Below are 15,343 nucleotides of genomic sequence, written 5' to 3'. Positions count from 1 at the left end.
TACCGGCGGTTCCTGTTTCTTCTGGCGTGTCTGCTGTCGTCCCCCGAACGGACCACATAGATTTCTTCTGGGTGCGGCGGACGGTGATCTCCGTCACGTCGGACCCGGAGCCCCGTGCTCCACGACGCGAGCCCCGTGCTCGCCCCGGCGTGGCCCCGTCCCCCTCGGACTGCGAACCCAGCACTCCTGGCGGGCCCGTATCGACCCATGGAGGAAACGATGAGAACGAAGCGGATCGCGGGCACGTCAGTGGCGCTCTCCGGAGCCCTGCTGCTCACCGCGTGCGGCGGGGGAGACGGCGGGGGCACCTCCGCCGAGGGCGGCGGCGACGGCACCTTCAGCGTGTACATCGGCGAGCCCGAGAACCCGCTGCTGCCCGGCAACACCGGCGAGACCGAGGGCGGCCAGGTCGTCGACGCGCTTTGGACCGGCCTGGTCGAGTACGACCGGGAGTCCAACGAGGCCGTCTACACCGGCGTCGCGGAGTCGATCGAGTCCGAGGACCAGACGACGTGGACGGTCAGCCTCAAGGACGGCTGGACCTTCCACGACGGGTCCCCGGTGACCGCCCAGAGCTACGTGGACTCGTGGAACTACGTGGCCAACAGCGAGAACGCGCAGGGCAACTCCTACTTCTTCTCCAACGTCGAGGGCTACGACGCCCTCCAGGGCGAGGAGGGCGCGAGCCCCACCGCCACCGAGATGTCCGGCCTGCGCGTCGTCGACGAGCAGACCTTCGAGGTCACCCTCAGCGAGCCCTACGCGCAGTGGCCGACCACCGTCGGCTACACCGCGTTCTTCCCGATGCCGGAGGCGTTCTTCGAGGACCCCGAGGGCTTCGGCGAGCAGCCGATCGGCAACGGCCCGTTCAAGGCGGACGAGGCCTTCCAGGAGGGCCAGGGCATCACGCTGACCCGCTACGACGAGTTCGGCGGCGACGAGCCGGCCCAGGCTGCGGCCGTGGAGTTCCGCGTCTACACCGAGATCAACACCGCCTACAACGACCTCCAGGCCGGCTCGCTCGACGTGGTCGACATGATCCCGCCGGACGCCATCGCCTCCGCCGAGGACCAGTTCGGCGAGCGGTTCAAGACCACCCCGCGCGGCGACATCACCGCGCTCGGCTTCCCGACCTACGACGAGCGCTTCACCGACCCGGAGGTCCGCCGCGCCTTCTCCATGGCCATCGACCGGCAGGCGATCACCGACGCGATCTTCCAGGGCTCCCGCACCCCGGCCGCATCCTTCGTCTCGCCCGTGATCGACGGCCACCGTGAGGACGCCTGCGACGCGTGCGAGCTGAACGTCGAGGAGGCCAACCGGATGCTCGAGGAGGCGGGCTTCGACAAGTCCGAGCCCGTGGACCTGTGGTTCAACGCCGGCGCCGGCCACGAGGAGTGGATGCAGGCCGTCGGCAACCAGCTCCGCGAGAACCTGGGCGTCGAGTACCAGCTGCGCGGCGACCTCCAGTTCGCGGAGTACCTGCCCAAGCAGGACGAGAAGGGCATGACCGGCCCGTTCCGCTCCGGCTGGATCATGGACTACCCGGTCATGGAGAACATGCTCGGCCCGACGTACTCCACAGCGGCCCTGCCGCCGGCCGGCTCGAACGTGACGTTCTACTCGAACGAGGAGTTCGACGCCAAGCTGCAGGAGGGCAACGCCGCCGACTCGATCGACGCGGCGATCCAGGCCTACCAGGAGGCCGAGGACCTGCTCGTGGCCGACATGCCGGCCACGCCGCTGTTCTTCGGGCTCGTGCAGTACGCCCACTCGGAGAACGTGGACGAGGTCTACGTCAACAGCTTCGGCCGCGTCGAGGTCGAGGACGTCGTCGTCACCTCGGAGTGATCCGACCCTGACCCGGGGCGCCCCGCACGGGGCGCCCCGGGCCCACCTGTCCGCGCAACACCTCCACACACAAGGAGACCCATGGGGCGGTACGTCCTCCGCCGTCTGCTGCTGACCGTCCCGGTGCTGCTGGGCGCGTCCCTGCTCATCTTCTCGATGGTCTACGCGCTGCCCGGCGATCCCATCCGGGCGCTGGCCGGCGACCGGCCGCTGTCCGAGGCCGTACAGGCGCAGCTGCGCGCCGAGTACAACCTCGACGACCCGCTGCTGATCCAGTACGCCAAGTACCTGGGCGGCCTGGTGCGGGGCGACTTCGGCACCGACTTCTCGGGCCGTCCCGTCCTCGACACGATCGTGGACCGGCTGCCGGTGACGGCCCGGCTGGCCCTCGTGGCCGTGGCCTTCGAGATCCTCATCGGCATCCTCGCCGGCGTGCTGGCGGGCCTGCGGCGCGGATCCTTCTTCGACAACCTCGTGCTGGTCTCCACCACGGTGGTCGTGTCCATCCCCGTCTTCGTCCTCGGCTTCCTCGCCCAGTACGTCTTCGGCGTGCGGCTCGGCTGGTTCCCCATCGCCGGCATCTCGGACGGCTGGTACAGCTACGTCCTGCCCGGCTTCGTGCTCGCGGCGCTCTCGCTCGCCTACGTGGCCCGGCTGACCCGCACGAGCCTCGCGGAGAACCTGCAGAGCGACTACGTGCGCACGGCGCGCGCCAAGGGCCTCAGCGAGGTGTCGGTGGTCGGCAAGCACACCCTGCGCAACAGCCTCATCCCGGTGGTCACCTTCATCGGCGCCGACCTCGGCGCCCTCATGGGCGGGGCCATCGTCACCGAGTCGGTGTTCAACATCCCCGGTCTCGGCCGGGCGGTCTACGACGCGGTGCTGCGGCAGGAGGGCGCCGTCGTCGTCGGGATCGTCACCCTGTTCGTCTTCTTCTACATCTTCTTCAACCTGGTGGTCGATGTCCTCTACGCCGCCCTCGACCCGAGGATCCGCTATGAATGAGCCGCGTCCGGAGAGCGTCCGCGAGGAGCGGGACGCCCGCCACGAGACCTTCTCCGACCGCGTGGACGACCGCGCCGACGAGATCGCCTCGGCGGCGGCCGCCGGGGACATCGAGCAGGTCAGCCTGTGGCGGGACGCCTGGAAGGGCCTGCTCCGCAACCCCTTCTTCCTGGTGGGGGCCCTGCTCTTCGTCGTGTTCGCGGTGATGGCCCTCGCCCCGCAGGCGTTCACCTCGGTGGACCCGCGGGCCTGCAGCCTCGGCCGCTCGGGGGAGGGCCCGCAGCCCGGGGCGCCGTTCGGCTACGATGTCCAGGGCTGCGACTACTACTCGAACGTGGTGCACGGCGCGCGCATCTCCCTGGCCATCGGCTTCCTCGCCGTCCTGGGCACCCTGGCCATCGGCGTGGTGGTGGGCGCGCTCGCCGGCTACTACGGCGGCTGGCTCGACTCGCTGCTCGCCCGGATCACCGACATCTTCTACGGCCTGCCGCTCATCCTGGGCGCCATCATCCTGCTCTCCGTGCTGCCCGAGCGCGGGGTGCTCGAGGTCTCCCTCGCGCTGATCGCGTTCGGCTGGATGACGGCCATGCGCCTGGTCCGCTCCAACGTGATCGGGGTCAAGGAGGCCGACTACGTCCAGGCGGCCCGGGCGCTGGGCGCGCGGACCGGCCGGATCCTCACCAAGCACATCCTGCCCAACGCCGTGGCGCCCGTCCTGGTCTACTCCACCATCGCGGTCGGCACGATCATCGCCTCCGAGGCGACGCTCACCTTCCTGGGCGTGGGCCTGCAGCTGCCCGAGATCTCCTGGGGCCTGCAGATCAACGCGGCGCAGAACAGGCTGCGCGACGCCCCGCACCTGATCCTCTTCCCGTCGCTGTTCCTGTCCCTGACCGTGCTCTCGTTCATCCTCATGGGCGACGCGCTGCGCGACGCCCTCGACCCGAAGTTGCGCCGATGACACCCTCCTCCGTCCCCGCTCCCACCCCCGCCCCCGTGCCCGCGCCGCAGGGCGGCGCGGCGGACCCCGTGCTCGAGGTCGACGACCTCGCGGTGGAGTTCCGCTCCCGCCGGCGCACCGTCCGGGCCGTCAACGGGATCAGCTACACCGTCCGGGCCGGCGAGACCCTCGCGATCGTCGGGGAGTCCGGCTCCGGCAAGAGCGTCAGCGCCCAGGCCGTCATGGGCATCCTCGACATCCCGCCCGCCCGCATCACGCACGGCGCGATCCGCTTCCACGGCGAGGACCTGCTGGGCATGAGCCGCCGGGACCAGCGGGCGGTGCGGGGGCCGGGCATCGCCATGGTCTTCCAGGACGCCCTCTCCGCCCTGAACCCGGTCTTCTCCGTGGGCCACCAGATCGGCGAGCTGTTCCGCGCCCACCGGGGCGCCTCCCGGCAGGAGGCGAAGGCCCGGGCGATCGAGCTCATGGAGCGCGTGGGGATCCCCGCGGCCCGGGAGCGCGTGGGCGACTTCCCGCACCAGTTCTCCGGCGGCATGCGCCAGCGCGTGATGATCGCGATGGCCATCGCCCTGGACCCGGACATCCTGATCGCCGACGAGCCGACCACCGCGCTCGACGTCACCGTCCAGGCCCAGATCATGGACCTGCTCACCGAGCTCCGCACGCAGGCCGGGATGGGCGTCATCCTCATCACCCACGACCTGGGGGTGGTCAACGAGGTCGCCGACCGGGTCGCGGTGATGTACGCGGGCAGCATCGTGGAGAACGGCACGGTCGACGAGGTGCTCTCGGCGCCCCTGCACCCCTACACCCGGGGGCTGATGTCCTCGATGCCCAGCCTCGAGTCCCAGGGCGAGCGGCTCCTGCCCATCGCCGGGACCCCACCGGACCTCTCCGCCATTCCCGCCGGCTGCGCGTTCCACCCGCGCTGCCCCATGGCGCGGTTCGGGCGGACGGCGGCGCCGGGCAAGGACTGCGCCGCGGACGTCCCGGTGCTGCGCGAGGTCGTGCCGGGCCGGACGGCCGCGTGCCACTACAGCGAGGAGCTCGAGCATGAGTGACACCCGGCCGACGACGACGGCGGACGCGCCCCTCCTGGAGCTGCGCGGGCTCACCAAGCACTTCCCCCTCACCCAGGGGGTGCTGCTGCGGCGGACCGTGGGCCAGGTCCAGGCGGTGGACGGCGTGAGCATGACCCTCGGCCCGGGGGAGACCCTGGGGCTCGTGGGCGAGTCCGGCTCCGGCAAGTCCACGGTGGCGAAGCTCATCATGGCGCTGCAGCAGCCCACCGCGGGCCAGGTCCTGTACAAGGGCCGGGACGTGGCCGCGATGTCCTCGCGGCAGCTGCGGGAGTACCGCCGCAACGTGCAGATCATCTTCCAGGACCCCTACTCGTCCCTCAACCCGCGGATGACGGTGGGGGACATCGTGGCCGAGGCCTGGGAGGTGCACCCCAACGCGGTGGCGCGGCAGGACCGCGCGGCCACGGTCCGTGAGCTGCTGGAGCGGGTGGGGCTGCGGCCCGACTACGCCAACCGGTACCCGCACCAGTTCTCCGGGGGCCAGCGGCAGCGCATCGGGATCGCGCGGGCCCTGGCCCTGCGCCCCGAGGTGATCATCTGCGACGAGCCGGTCTCGGCCCTGGACGTCTCCGTCCAGGCGCAGGTCATCAATCTGCTACAGGACCTGCAGGACGAGTTCGGCCTGTCCTTCCTCTTCATCGCCCACGACCTCTCGGTGGTGCGCCACCTCAGCGACCGGGTCGCGGTGATGTACCTCGGCAAGGTGGTGGAGACGGGCGACCGGGACGCGATCTACCACCGGGCCGCCCACCCGTACACGCAGGCCCTGCTCTCCGCGGTGCCGGTCCACGAACCGGCCCTGCGCGGGGGGCGCGAGCGGATCATGCTCAGCGGCGACCTGCCCAGTCCCGCGAACCCGCCCTCCGGGTGCCGGTTCCGGACGCGGTGCTGGAAGGCGCAGGACGTGTGCGCCGAGCAGGAGCCGGAGCTCGTCGACCGCGGCCAGGGCCACCCGGCGGCCTGCCACTTCGCCGAGAGCCGGGACCTCGTGCCCGGCTCGGGGTAGCCGCCGGCCGACGCGGCAGGCCCGCGCCGGGCGGCCGGGCTCAGCGGGCCCCGGACCCTCCGGGGGCCGCCGCGGGGCCGGGTCCGCCGGGCGCCTCGCGGTCCCCGCCGGCGGGCAGGGCGGCCGAGTCCGGGAACGCCGCGCGGGCCCACAGCCGCATCACGGCGTAGCTGCGCCAGGGGCTCCAGGCGGACGCCGTCGCGGCGGCGGCGGCCGCCCCGTCCGCCCCGAGCGCGCGCCGCAGGACCAGGTCCTGGGGCAGGAAGACGTCGGGGTCGCCCAGGACGCGCAGCGAGATCGACCCGGCCGTCCACGGGCCGATGCCGGGCAGGGCCAGCAGGCGCTCGCGCAGCGCGGCGGCGTCCTCCCCGGCCGGCGCGCCGGCACGTCCCGGCGGGGCGTCGAGGACGAGTCCGTCGCGGACCGCCACGGCGAGCGCGTGCACGGTCGCGGCCCGGCGGGTGGTGACGCCCACCTCCCGCTGCAGCCGGGCCGGGTCCGTCCCGGCGATCCGGCGGGCCGTCGGGAAGGCGGTGGCGCCGCCGGCCACGGGCGTGCCGTGGTGGCGGACCAGGCGCCCGGCGAAGGTGCGGGCCGCGGCGAGGGAGACCTGCTGCCCCAGCACGGTCAGGACCGCCGTCTCGAAGCCGTCCGGTGCACCGGGCAGCCGGATCAGGGGCCAGGCGCGCACGTCCGCGGCGAGCACGGGGTCGGCCGCCAGGGCGCGGTCCGCCGCGGAGGACTCCGTGCCCTCGCCGAGCCAGCGGCGCACCCGCTCCAGCACGGGCTCCAGGGTCTCCGCCGCCCCGGGCCCCACGCGCACCGGCAGGCCGGCCGGAGTGAGGCCCCTCCAGTCGACCGTCACCGTGCGGACCGCTCCGTCCACCACGACAGGGCGCCGCTGGGCGCCGCCCGCGAGGTCGTCGCACCCGGGCACGGCCTGGGAGGCCAGGAAGTCCCGGAGGAACCCGGGGGACGCCGGCGCCGGGAGCAGGAGGTCCACGGCACCCGCGGACCCGTCGTCGTGCATGCGCTGCTCCCGGTCGTCGAGTGCGGGGATCCGGACCCAGCCTGTCCCGGGGGCCGCCGCGTGTCCAGGCGGAGAAGCGGCGGAGGCCCTGTTCAGATTGTTCAACAATCACTACACTGGCACGAAAGTGACCGCGGCCACGTCCAGGGTGGCCGGCGCCGTGCCCCGGCGCAGGTCGCTCCCGTCCCGAGGAGGCCGCATGTCCAGCTCCGCCCCCGTCCCGCCCGTCCCGGAGGGTCGCGGCGCCGTCAGCAGCCCCGCGGCGATGCGGGCCGTGAACCGCTCCGCCCTGCTCGGGGCCCTCTTCCTGATGGCCACCAGCGCCATCGGTCCCGGGTTCATCACCCAGACCGCGAACTTCACCGTGCAGCTGGGCGCCGCCTTCGCGTTCGCCATCGTCATCTCCATCGTCGTCGACATCGCGGTGCAGCTGAACGTGTGGCGGATCATCGGCGTCTCCGGGCTCAAGGCGCACGAGCTCGGCAACCGCGTGCTGCCGGGCCTCGGCTGGTTCATCGCCGCGCTCGTGGCCACCGGCGGGCTCGTCTTCAACATCGGCAACACCGCCGGCGGCGGGCTCGGCCTCGACGCGCTGCTCGGCCTCGACCCCACGTGGGGCGGCATCATCACGGCGCTGATCGCGGTGGGCGTGTTCGTCAGCAAGCGCGCGGGCGTGGCCCTGGACCGGATCGTGGTGGTCCTCGGCGTGCTCATGATCCTCGTGACGAGCTACGTCGCGTTCGTCTCGCGGCCCCCGGTGGGGGAGGCGCTGCGCAACGTGGTGCTGCCCGAGAACGTGGACTTCCTGATCATCACGACCCTCATCGGCGGGACCGTGGGCGGGTACATCACCTACGCGGGCGCCCACCGCATCGTCGACGCCGGGATCACCGGCGTGGAGAGCGTCAAGCAGATCTCCCGCAGCTCCGTGGTGAGCATCGTGCTCACCGGGGTCATGCGCTTCCTGCTGTTCCTGGCGATCCTCGGGGTGGTCGCCGGCGGCGCCCAGCTCACGGGCGAGAACCTCGCCGCCCAGGCGTTCCGCTCCGCCGCCGGGGAGGTCGGCCTGCGCCTGTTCGGGGTCATCCTGTGGGCCGCGTCCATCTCCTCGGTCATCGGCGCCGCCTACACCTCGGTGTCCTTCCTCACCACCTCCCGGACGAGGCCGCGCACCCGGAACCTGATGACCATCGCCTTCATCCTGGTCTCGGCCACCGTGTTCGTCCTGCTCGGCCAGGCGCCGTCCACGCTGCTCATCGTGGCGGGCGCCGTCAACGGGCTCATCCTGCCGCTGGGCTTCGCGGTGCTGCTGTGGGTGGCCTGGCGCCGGCGGGACCTGCTGGGCGGCTACGAGTACCCGAAGTGGCTCGCTCTGATCGGCACCGTGGTGTGGCTGCTCACCATCTTCCTGGGCTACCAGTCCCTCAGCGGCATCGCCGCGCTGTGGGCGTGATCGCCGTGGGACCGGACAGCACGCAGGCCCGGCGGGACCGGGCCGCCCTGGCCCCGGGCGCCGCCCGGGCGATGTTCCGCAGCGGCCTGGTCACGCCCACGTCGGGCTGGTGCGACGGCTTCGCGCAGGCCAACCTGATCGTCGTCCCCGCGGACTGGGCCTTCGACGTCCTGCTCTTCGCCCAGCGCAACCCCAAGCCGTGCCCGGTGCTCGGCGTGCTCGAGGCCGGCGAGGTGACCGGGCCGCTGCTGGGCGGCGGCGACGTCCGCACCGACGTCCCGCTCTACACCGTCTACCGGGACGGCGAGGCGGCGGGCACCCGCACCGACCTGCTGGACGTGTGGCGCGAGGACCTCGTGACCTTCGCCCTCGGCTGCAGCTTCACCTTCGAGGCGGCCCTGCAGGAGGCCGGGATCCCGATCGCCCACATCGACCAGGGCGTCAACGTCCCGATGTACCGCACGAACGTCCCGTGCGTGCCCGCCGGGCGGCTGTCCGGCCCGCTGGTCGTGTCCATGCGGGCGATCCCCGCCTCCCGGGTGGCCGACGCGGTGCGCATCACCTCCCGCTATCCCGCCGTGCACGGCGCCCCGGTGCACGTCGGCGCCCCGCAGGAGCTGGGCATCCGGGACCTCGGGGCCCCCGACTACGGGGACGCGGTGGAGATCCCGGACGGCCACGTCCCCGTGTTCTGGGCCTGCGGGGTGACGCCCCAGGCGGCGGTGCTCGAGTCCGGGGTGCCGTTCGCCCTCGGGCACGCCCCGGGCCACATGCTGGTCACCGACCTGCCCGACTGGCAGTACCAGGTCCCCTGAGCGCGGCCGGCGCGGGGCCCTCCAGGACGTCCAGCAGCTGCTGCCGGGAGGCCTCCAGGTAGTCGTGCATCTGCACGGCGGCCTCCTCGCGCCGGCCCTGCTCGAAGAGCTCGAGGATCCGGGCGTTGCGCTCGATCCAGGGCGCGTGGAAGGACGGGTCCTGGCGCATGGAGTAGAACACCAGCCGCATCTCCGCGAGGGTCCGGGACATCAGCTCGTCCTGGCGCGGCGAGCCGGCCAGCTCCACCACGCCGCGGTGGAACCGCTGGTTCGCGTCGGCCATGCCGGTGACGTCCCGGCGGTCGCGGGCGGCGCGGCCGTCCTCGACGGCGGCGTGCAGGCCCGGCTGCGGGACCGGGTCCGACCAGCGCAGCGCCGAGGTCTCCAGGGCGAGCCGCACCCGGTGGATCTCCCGCACGTCGTCCGCGCCGGGCCGGGCCACCGAGACGCCGCGGTTGGGCACCCGCACCAGCAGGTTCTCCCCGACCAGGATCGTGAACGCCTCGCGCAGGGTGTTGCGGGAGACCCGCAGCGCCTCGCTGACCCGGGCCTCCGAGAGCCGGGTCCCGGGCGGCAGCCGGCCGGCCACGACGCCCTGGCGCAGCACGTCCACCGCCCACGGGATGGCCTCGCCCTGCGGGGCGGGCCCGGCCTGGGCGACGGCCGTCGTCAGGATCTCGTTCTGCACGGTGTTCATCGATCCCCATCCTGACATCCCGGGGGCGCCCGGCCGTGCGGCGGCACCCTGGTGGCGGACCGGGCCGTCCTCTACGCTGTCAGGACGTCCGACCCACTCCCTGGAGGCTTCGATGCAGAAGACCGGTGCAGCACTCGCCACGGCGGCCGTCCTGACGGTGACCGCGTGCGGGGGAGGGGAGTCCGGCGGCGGAGCGGCCGGGGACGGCGAGCTGACCAGGGTCGGCGTGGGCGTCATCGCGAGCACCGACGTGGCGCCCCTCTACCTCGGGATCGAGCAGGGCTTCTTCGAGGAGGAGGGCCTGGAGCTCGACATCACCCAGGCCCAGGGCGGTGCGGCCATCGTCCCGTCCGTGGTCAGCGGGGAGATGGACTTCGGCTTCAGCAACGTGACGTCGCTGATCGTCGCCCGGTCCCAGGGTCTGCCGCTGCAGATCATCGCCAACGCCAACAACTCCACCGGGGTGCAGGGCGAGGACTTCGCCGACGTCCTGGTGCGCGAGGACAGCGACATCCAGGACGCCGCGGACCTGCAGGGCAGGACCGTCGGGGTGAACACCCTGAACAACATCAGCGACACCACCATCCGCGCGGCCATCGAGGCGCAGGGCGGGGACCCCGGGGACGTCGAGTTCGTCGAGGTCCCGCTCCCCGACATGCCGGCGGCCCTGGAGCGGGGCGAGGTGGACGCGATCGGCTCGATCGAGCCGTTCCGGACCATCGCCATGCAGGACGGGGCGCGCTCGGCGGTCTCCAACTACGCGTTCCCGATCGAGGACCTGACGGTGGCCGTGTACTTCACCACCGAGGACGTGCTGGCCCAGGAGCCCGAGACCGTCGAGGCTTTCCGGGCCGCCATCGAGAAGTCGCTGCAGTTCGCGCAGGACAACCCCGACGAGGTCCGGGCCGTGCTGCCCAGCTACACGCAGCTCGACGAGGAGCTGATCGACCAGCTCGTCCTGCCCGCCTACCCCACCGAGGTGAACCGGCAGTCCGTGCAGGAGCTCGCGGACCTCGCCGTCCAGCACGGGCTCATCGAGGAGGCCCCGCCCCTCGAGGAGCTGCTCCCCGAGTGACCGGCGGCCGCGCGGCCGCCGGCCGAGCCGCGGTGGAGCCCGGTCAGGAGAGGCGGGCCAGCACCTGGTCGGCGGTCACCGCGTCCCCCGGTCCCACCGCGAGCTCCCGGACCGTGCCGGCCCGCGGCGCGGACACCCGGGTCTCGGTCTTCATGGCCTCCAGCACGGCGACGTCCTGGCCTGCGGCCACGTCCTCCTGCTCGGCCACCAGCCACGAGACGAGCGTGCCCGCGAAGGGCGCGGTGACGGCGCCGTCGTCGGCGGGCTGCGCCTCCGCGGGGGCGGCCTCCGACGCCGCGGGGGCGGCCTCCGACGCCGCGGGGGCGGAGCCCAGGGCCGCGGCGAGGGCGTCGGGGATCCCGATGCTCAGGCGCCGCCCGTCCACGTCCACGGTGAAGCGGGTGCGGCCCGGCTGGTCCGCGCGGGCGTACTCGGCGTCCGGGGCGAGCCGGCCGGCGAACTCGTCCTCGATCCACGTGGTCCACACCCCGAGCCCCTCGCCCCCCGTGAAGGCGGGGGCGTCCAGCACGGCGCGGTGGAACGGGACCGTGGTGGCCACGCCGTGCACCCGCAGCTCGCGCAGGGCGGTGCGGGCCCGCACGAGCGCCTGCTCGCGGGTGGGTGCGCTGACCACGAGCTTGAGCAGCAGCGAGTCGAAGGTCGTGGCCACCCGGGTGCCGCGGTGCACCCCGGAGTCCACGCGCACGCCCGGGCCGGTCGGGGTGTCGACGGCCTCGACCGTGCCCCCGGAGGGCAGGAAGCCGCGGCCGGGGTCCTCGGCGTTGATCCGGAACTCGAACGCGTGCCCGCGCGGGACCGGGGTCTCGAGCACCGGCAGCGGGTCCCCGGCGGCCACGCTCAGCTGGGCCCGGACCAGGTCCACGCCGTAGACCTCCTCGGTGATCGGGTGCTCCACCTGGAGCCGGGTGTTGACCTCCAGGAAGGAGATCAGCCCGTCCGGGGCCACGAGGAACTCGGCGGTGCCCACCCCCACGTACCCGGCCTCCCGGAAGATGCCCTCGGCGGCGGCGGCGATCCGCTCGCGCTGGTCGTCCGAGAGGAACGGCGCGGGGGCCTCCTCGACGAGCTTCTGGTGGCGGCGCTGCAGGGAGCAGTCCCGGGTCCCGAGCACGACGACGTGGCCGTGGGCGTCGGCCACGACCTGCGCCTCCACGTGCCGCGGGCGGTCCAGGAAGCGCTCCACGAAGCACTCGCCGCGGCCGAACGCGCTCTGCGCCTCGCGGGCGGCCGAGCGGAAGGCGTCCTCGACCTCGTCGAGCTCCCGGACCACGCGCATGCCGCGGCCCCCGCCGCCGTGGGCGGCCTTCACGATCACCGGCAGGCCGTGCTCCTGCGCGAAGGCCCGGGCGTCCTCCGGCGACTCGACCGGGCCGTCGCTGCCCGGCACGAGCGGGGCGCCGGCGCGCCGGGCGATCTCGCGGGCGGCGACCTTGTCCCCCAGCAGCACGATCGTCTCCGGGGAGGGGCCGATCCAGGTGAGGCCGGCCTCGATCACCGCCCGGGCGAACCCGGCGTTCTCGGAGAGGAACCCGTAGCCCGGGTGCACGGCGTCGGCGCCGCACCGGCGGGCGATCGCGAGCACCTCGTCCCCGTCCAGGTAGGTCTCGGCGGCCGAGGTGCCCTCCAGGGCGTACGCCTCGTCGGCAAGGAGGACGTGCGGGGCGTCGGCGTCGGGGTCGGCGTAGACGGCCACGGACTCGAGGCCGGCCTCGGCGCAGGCGTGGACGACGCGGACGGCGATCTCCCCGCGGTTGGCGATCAGGATCTTGCGCACGGTGCTACTCCCGGGAGGTGTCGGTGGACGTGCTGGTGGCGGTGCTGGCGGGTTCGGTCTGCGCGGTGGCGGGCTCGGGGTCCTCCGCGGGCGGCGGGCCGAGATCGGGCGCCGGCAGCCGGATGAAGCGCAGGCGCCCGCCGGGGCGCAGCTGGGCGAGCACGGCGAGGTCCTCCGGTTGGACCACCCCGAGCACGGGGTAGCCGCCGGTGGTGGGCGCGTCCTGCAGCAGGACGACCGGCAGGCCCGCGGGCGGGACCTGGATGCAGCCGGGCACGGTCCCCTCGCTGGGCAGTTCGTCCGTGCGCACCCGCTCCAGCGGCTCGCCGGAGAGCCGGGCGCCCACGCGGTCGGAGGACGCGGTCAGCTCCCACTCCTGCGCGAAGAAGGAGGCCACGGCGGCGGGGGTGAACCAGTCGTCGCGGGGGCCCGGGACCACGCGGACCGTGGGCACCGCGGCCGGGGTGGGCGCCGGCTCGGGGGGCTGGACGGCGGTGCCCGGGTCCGGTCCGACCGGCAGGGCGTCGCCGGCGGCCAGGGGGTCCGGGCCCAGCCCCGCGAGCGTGTCCGCGGAGCGGCTGCCCAGCACCGGCGGGACCGCGATCCCGCCGCGGACGCCGACGTAGACCCGCGCCCCGGCCGTCACGGTGCCGACGGCCAGCCGTTCGCCGTCGCGCAGGGCGAAGGGGGTGCCGGGCGGGGGTCGCCACGGGGCCGGGCCCGTGACCGTCAGCGCCGCCCGCGCGCCGGTGACCGCCAGGACGTGCTCCCCGTGGGCGGTCAGCTCGAGCCCGCCGAGCAGGTGCTCCAGCACCGCCGCCCCCGGGCCGTTGCCCACGAGCCGGTTGGCCGAACCGGCGGCGGCGGCGTCGAGCGCGCCGGAGGGGGACACGCCCAGCGCGGCGGAGCCCGCCCGGCCGCCGTCCTGGACGAGGGTCTGCAGCCCGGGGGCGCCGACCGTCAGGTGGGGCCCCCGTGCCGGGGCGGTCCGGGCGGGGGCCGCGGCGACCTCCACGAGCTCGCGCACGGGCCGGTAGCGCACCCGGTCCCCGGGGCGCAGCAGGGCGGGGTCCTCGCGGTCGAGGTCGAACATCCGGGCCGCGGAGCGGCCGATGAGCTGCCAGCCGCCGGGGGAGCTGCGGGGATAGACGGCGGAGAACCGTCCGGCCAGGGCCACCGAGCCGGCGGGGACGGCAGTGCGCGGCGTGCCCCGGCGCGGGACGTCGGGACCGTTCTCGCCCACGCAGTAGAAGAAGCCGGGCGCGAAGCCGGCGAAGGCGGCCGTCCACGCCTGCCCGGTGTGGAACCGGACCACCCCGTCCGCGCCGAGGCCCGTGAGCTCGCCGACCGCCTCGAGGTCCTCGCCGTCGTAGACGACGTCGATGGTCACGGTGCGGGCCCCGCCGGCCCCGGCGCTCCCGCGGGGGACGGCGCGGGCGGCGTGGACGACTCCCCGCAGCGCCGCGGTGGTGCTCGCGCGCACCACCACGGTCTCCGCGCCGGCCACGCAGTCCACGAGCCCGGGCAGGTCCGCGGCGGCGAGCCGGGCGTGCACCGCCACGGCGTCGTGCAGGTCGGCGCACTCGACCAGCGCCGCCCGCGGGCCGAGCGGCCGCACCCGGCGGGGCCCCGCGGGGGCCGGCCCGCTCACAGGAAGCTCCCGACCCGCAGGCCGGCCTCCTCGAGGGCGCGGCGCACGCGCTCGGCGATGGCCAGCGCCCCGGGGGTGTCCCCGTGCACGCAGATGCTCTGGGCGTCCACCGCCACGAGGGAGCCGTCGACGGCCTCGACCACGCCCTCGACGGCCATCCGCACCACGCGGGCGGCGATCTCGTCGGCGTCGTGCAGGACGGCGCCGGCCTCGGTGCGGGGCACGAGCGTGGCCTGCGGCGTGTAGCCGCGGTCGGCGAAGGCCTCGCGGACCGTGCGCAGCCCGGCCGCCCGCGCCTGGCGCTCGATCTCGGAGCCGGGCAGCACCAGCAGGGGCAGGGCGTCGTCGACGTCGCGCACGGCGTCCACCACCGCTCCTGCGTGCTCCTCGTGGTGGACGATCGCGTTGTACAGGGCGCCGTGCGGCTTGACGTAGCTCACCCCGGTGCCCGAGGCACGGGCCAGGGCCTGGAGGGCGCCGACCTGGTACACCAGCTGGTCGGTCAGCTCCGCCCGGGGCACGGCGATGAAGCGGCGGCCGAAGCCCTTGAGGTCGTCGTAGGAGACCTGCGCGCCCACGGCCACGCCCTGCTCGGCGGCCACGGTGCAGGTCCGGCGGGCGACCGTCGGGTCCCCCGCGTGGAAGCCGCAGGCCACGTTGGCGCTGGTGACCACGTGCAGGACGGCCTCGTCGCCGGCCATGGCCCAGGCGCTGAGCGACTCGCCGCAGTCCGCGTTGAGGTCGATGTCGGAGGGGGGCATGCTGTGCTCCTTGTCACGTCGGTCCCTCCAGCATGCCCTGTCCCCCAGGATTGTTCAACAATATTTGCCGTCGGGATCGGAATCCGCGCGGACCGGTGGACGCCGGGGCCCGGCCGCCGTAGGTTGGCCCGCACGAGGGCGCAGCGGTGCCGCGGGCG

The 15,343-nt window shown here is 74.2% G+C and carries 13 protein-coding genes; 8 read left to right on the top strand and 5 right to left on the bottom strand.

All coding sequences use genetic code 11. From position 1 onward, the window contains the following. Positions 1 to 219: 219 nt before the first annotated feature. From RF644_RS17450 to RF644_RS17430, 5 genes are all read left to right on the top strand, one after another. Positions 220 to 1,851: an ABC transporter substrate-binding protein gene (locus RF644_RS17450; RefSeq protein WP_368797450.1), complete on the top strand. Its 1,632-nt coding sequence runs from the start codon at positions 220 to 222 to the stop codon at positions 1,849 to 1,851. An 81-nt stretch (positions 1,852 to 1,932) separates the two neighbouring features. Continuing rightward, positions 1,933 to 2,856 (top strand): ABC transporter permease, encoded by a 924-nt coding sequence (locus RF644_RS17445; protein ID WP_368797449.1) that lies wholly within the window; start codon positions 1,933 to 1,935, stop codon positions 2,854 to 2,856. Further along, positions 2,849 to 3,817, top strand: a complete 969-nt coding sequence (locus tag RF644_RS17440; protein ID WP_081994050.1) for an ABC transporter permease — start codon at positions 2,849 to 2,851, stop codon at positions 3,815 to 3,817. The genes RF644_RS17445 and RF644_RS17440 overlap by 8 nt, the downstream gene beginning before the upstream one ends. After that, positions 3,814 to 4,881 carry an ABC transporter ATP-binding protein gene (locus tag RF644_RS17435; protein ID WP_368797448.1) on the top strand — a complete coding sequence of 356 codons (1,068 nt, stop codon included), beginning with the start codon at positions 3,814 to 3,816 and terminating at the stop codon, positions 4,879 to 4,881. The genes RF644_RS17440 and RF644_RS17435 overlap by 4 nt, the downstream gene beginning before the upstream one ends. Next, a complete protein-coding gene (locus RF644_RS17430) occupies positions 4,874 to 5,908 on the top strand; it encodes an ABC transporter ATP-binding protein (protein ID WP_368797447.1) in 1,035 nt (344 codons plus the stop codon). Before RF644_RS17435 ends, RF644_RS17430 begins: the two co-directional genes overlap by 8 nt. A gap of 40 nt (positions 5,909 to 5,948) precedes the next feature. Here the strand turns inward: RF644_RS17430 and RF644_RS17425 are convergent, their stop codons facing one another. Next, on the bottom strand, positions 5,949 to 6,938 hold the full coding sequence (locus tag RF644_RS17425) for a DNA-3-methyladenine glycosylase (protein ID WP_368797446.1): 990 nt from the start codon (positions 6,936 to 6,938) through the stop codon (positions 5,949 to 5,951). 199 nt (positions 6,939 to 7,137) lie between these two features. On the opposite strand from RF644_RS17425, the gene RF644_RS17420 reads away from it, so the two are divergent. Continuing rightward, positions 7,138 to 8,391: an NRAMP family divalent metal transporter gene (locus RF644_RS17420; RefSeq protein WP_368797445.1), complete on the top strand. Its 1,254-nt coding sequence runs from the start codon at positions 7,138 to 7,140 to the stop codon at positions 8,389 to 8,391. A 71-nt stretch (positions 8,392 to 8,462) separates the two neighbouring features. Continuing rightward, positions 8,463 to 9,206, top strand: coding sequence for a putative hydro-lyase (locus tag RF644_RS17415; RefSeq protein ID WP_368797471.1), 744 nt, complete (start codon positions 8,463 to 8,465; stop codon positions 9,204 to 9,206). Here RF644_RS17415 and RF644_RS17410 read toward each other — a convergent pair. Continuing rightward, positions 9,169 to 9,903, bottom strand: coding sequence for a GntR family transcriptional regulator (locus RF644_RS17410; protein ID WP_368797444.1), 735 nt, complete (start codon positions 9,901 to 9,903; stop codon positions 9,169 to 9,171). The genes RF644_RS17415 and RF644_RS17410 overlap by 38 nt on opposite strands. Positions 9,904 to 10,015: 112 nt before the next feature. Here RF644_RS17410 and RF644_RS17405 point away from each other — a divergent pair, with 112 nt between their 5' ends. Then, on the top strand, positions 10,016 to 10,978 hold the full coding sequence (locus RF644_RS17405) for an ABC transporter substrate-binding protein (RefSeq protein WP_017833158.1): 963 nt from the start codon (positions 10,016 to 10,018) through the stop codon (positions 10,976 to 10,978). Positions 10,979 to 11,021: 43 nt separating this feature from the next. On the opposite strand, the gene RF644_RS17400 is transcribed toward RF644_RS17405, so the two are convergent. Genes RF644_RS17400 through RF644_RS17390 form a run of 3 tightly spaced genes read right to left on the bottom strand, consistent with a single transcriptional unit; the run spans position 11,022 to position 15,185 of the window. Further along, the gene (locus RF644_RS17400) at positions 11,022 to 12,773 is read right to left on the bottom strand and encodes a biotin carboxylase N-terminal domain-containing protein (protein ID WP_368797443.1); all 1,752 of its coding nucleotides are present in this window, start codon (positions 12,771 to 12,773) and stop codon (positions 11,022 to 11,024) included. 4 nt (positions 12,774 to 12,777) lie between these two features. Then, positions 12,778 to 14,424, bottom strand: coding sequence for a 5-oxoprolinase/urea amidolyase family protein (locus RF644_RS17395; protein WP_368797442.1), 1,647 nt, complete (start codon positions 14,422 to 14,424; stop codon positions 12,778 to 12,780). After that, positions 14,421 to 15,185, bottom strand: a complete 765-nt coding sequence (locus RF644_RS17390) for a LamB/YcsF family protein (protein WP_368797441.1) — start codon at positions 15,183 to 15,185, stop codon at positions 14,421 to 14,423. Before RF644_RS17390 ends, RF644_RS17395 begins: the two co-directional genes overlap by 4 nt. Between the last annotated feature and the right edge of the window lie 158 nt (positions 15,186 to 15,343).

It is taken from the genome of Kocuria sp. CPCC 205258, from assembly GCF_040981005.1.
In the GTDB taxonomy this organism is placed as follows: domain Bacteria; phylum Actinomycetota; class Actinomycetes; order Actinomycetales; family Micrococcaceae; genus Kocuria; species Kocuria rosea.
This window is presented reverse-complemented; position numbering and strand designations above follow the sequence as displayed.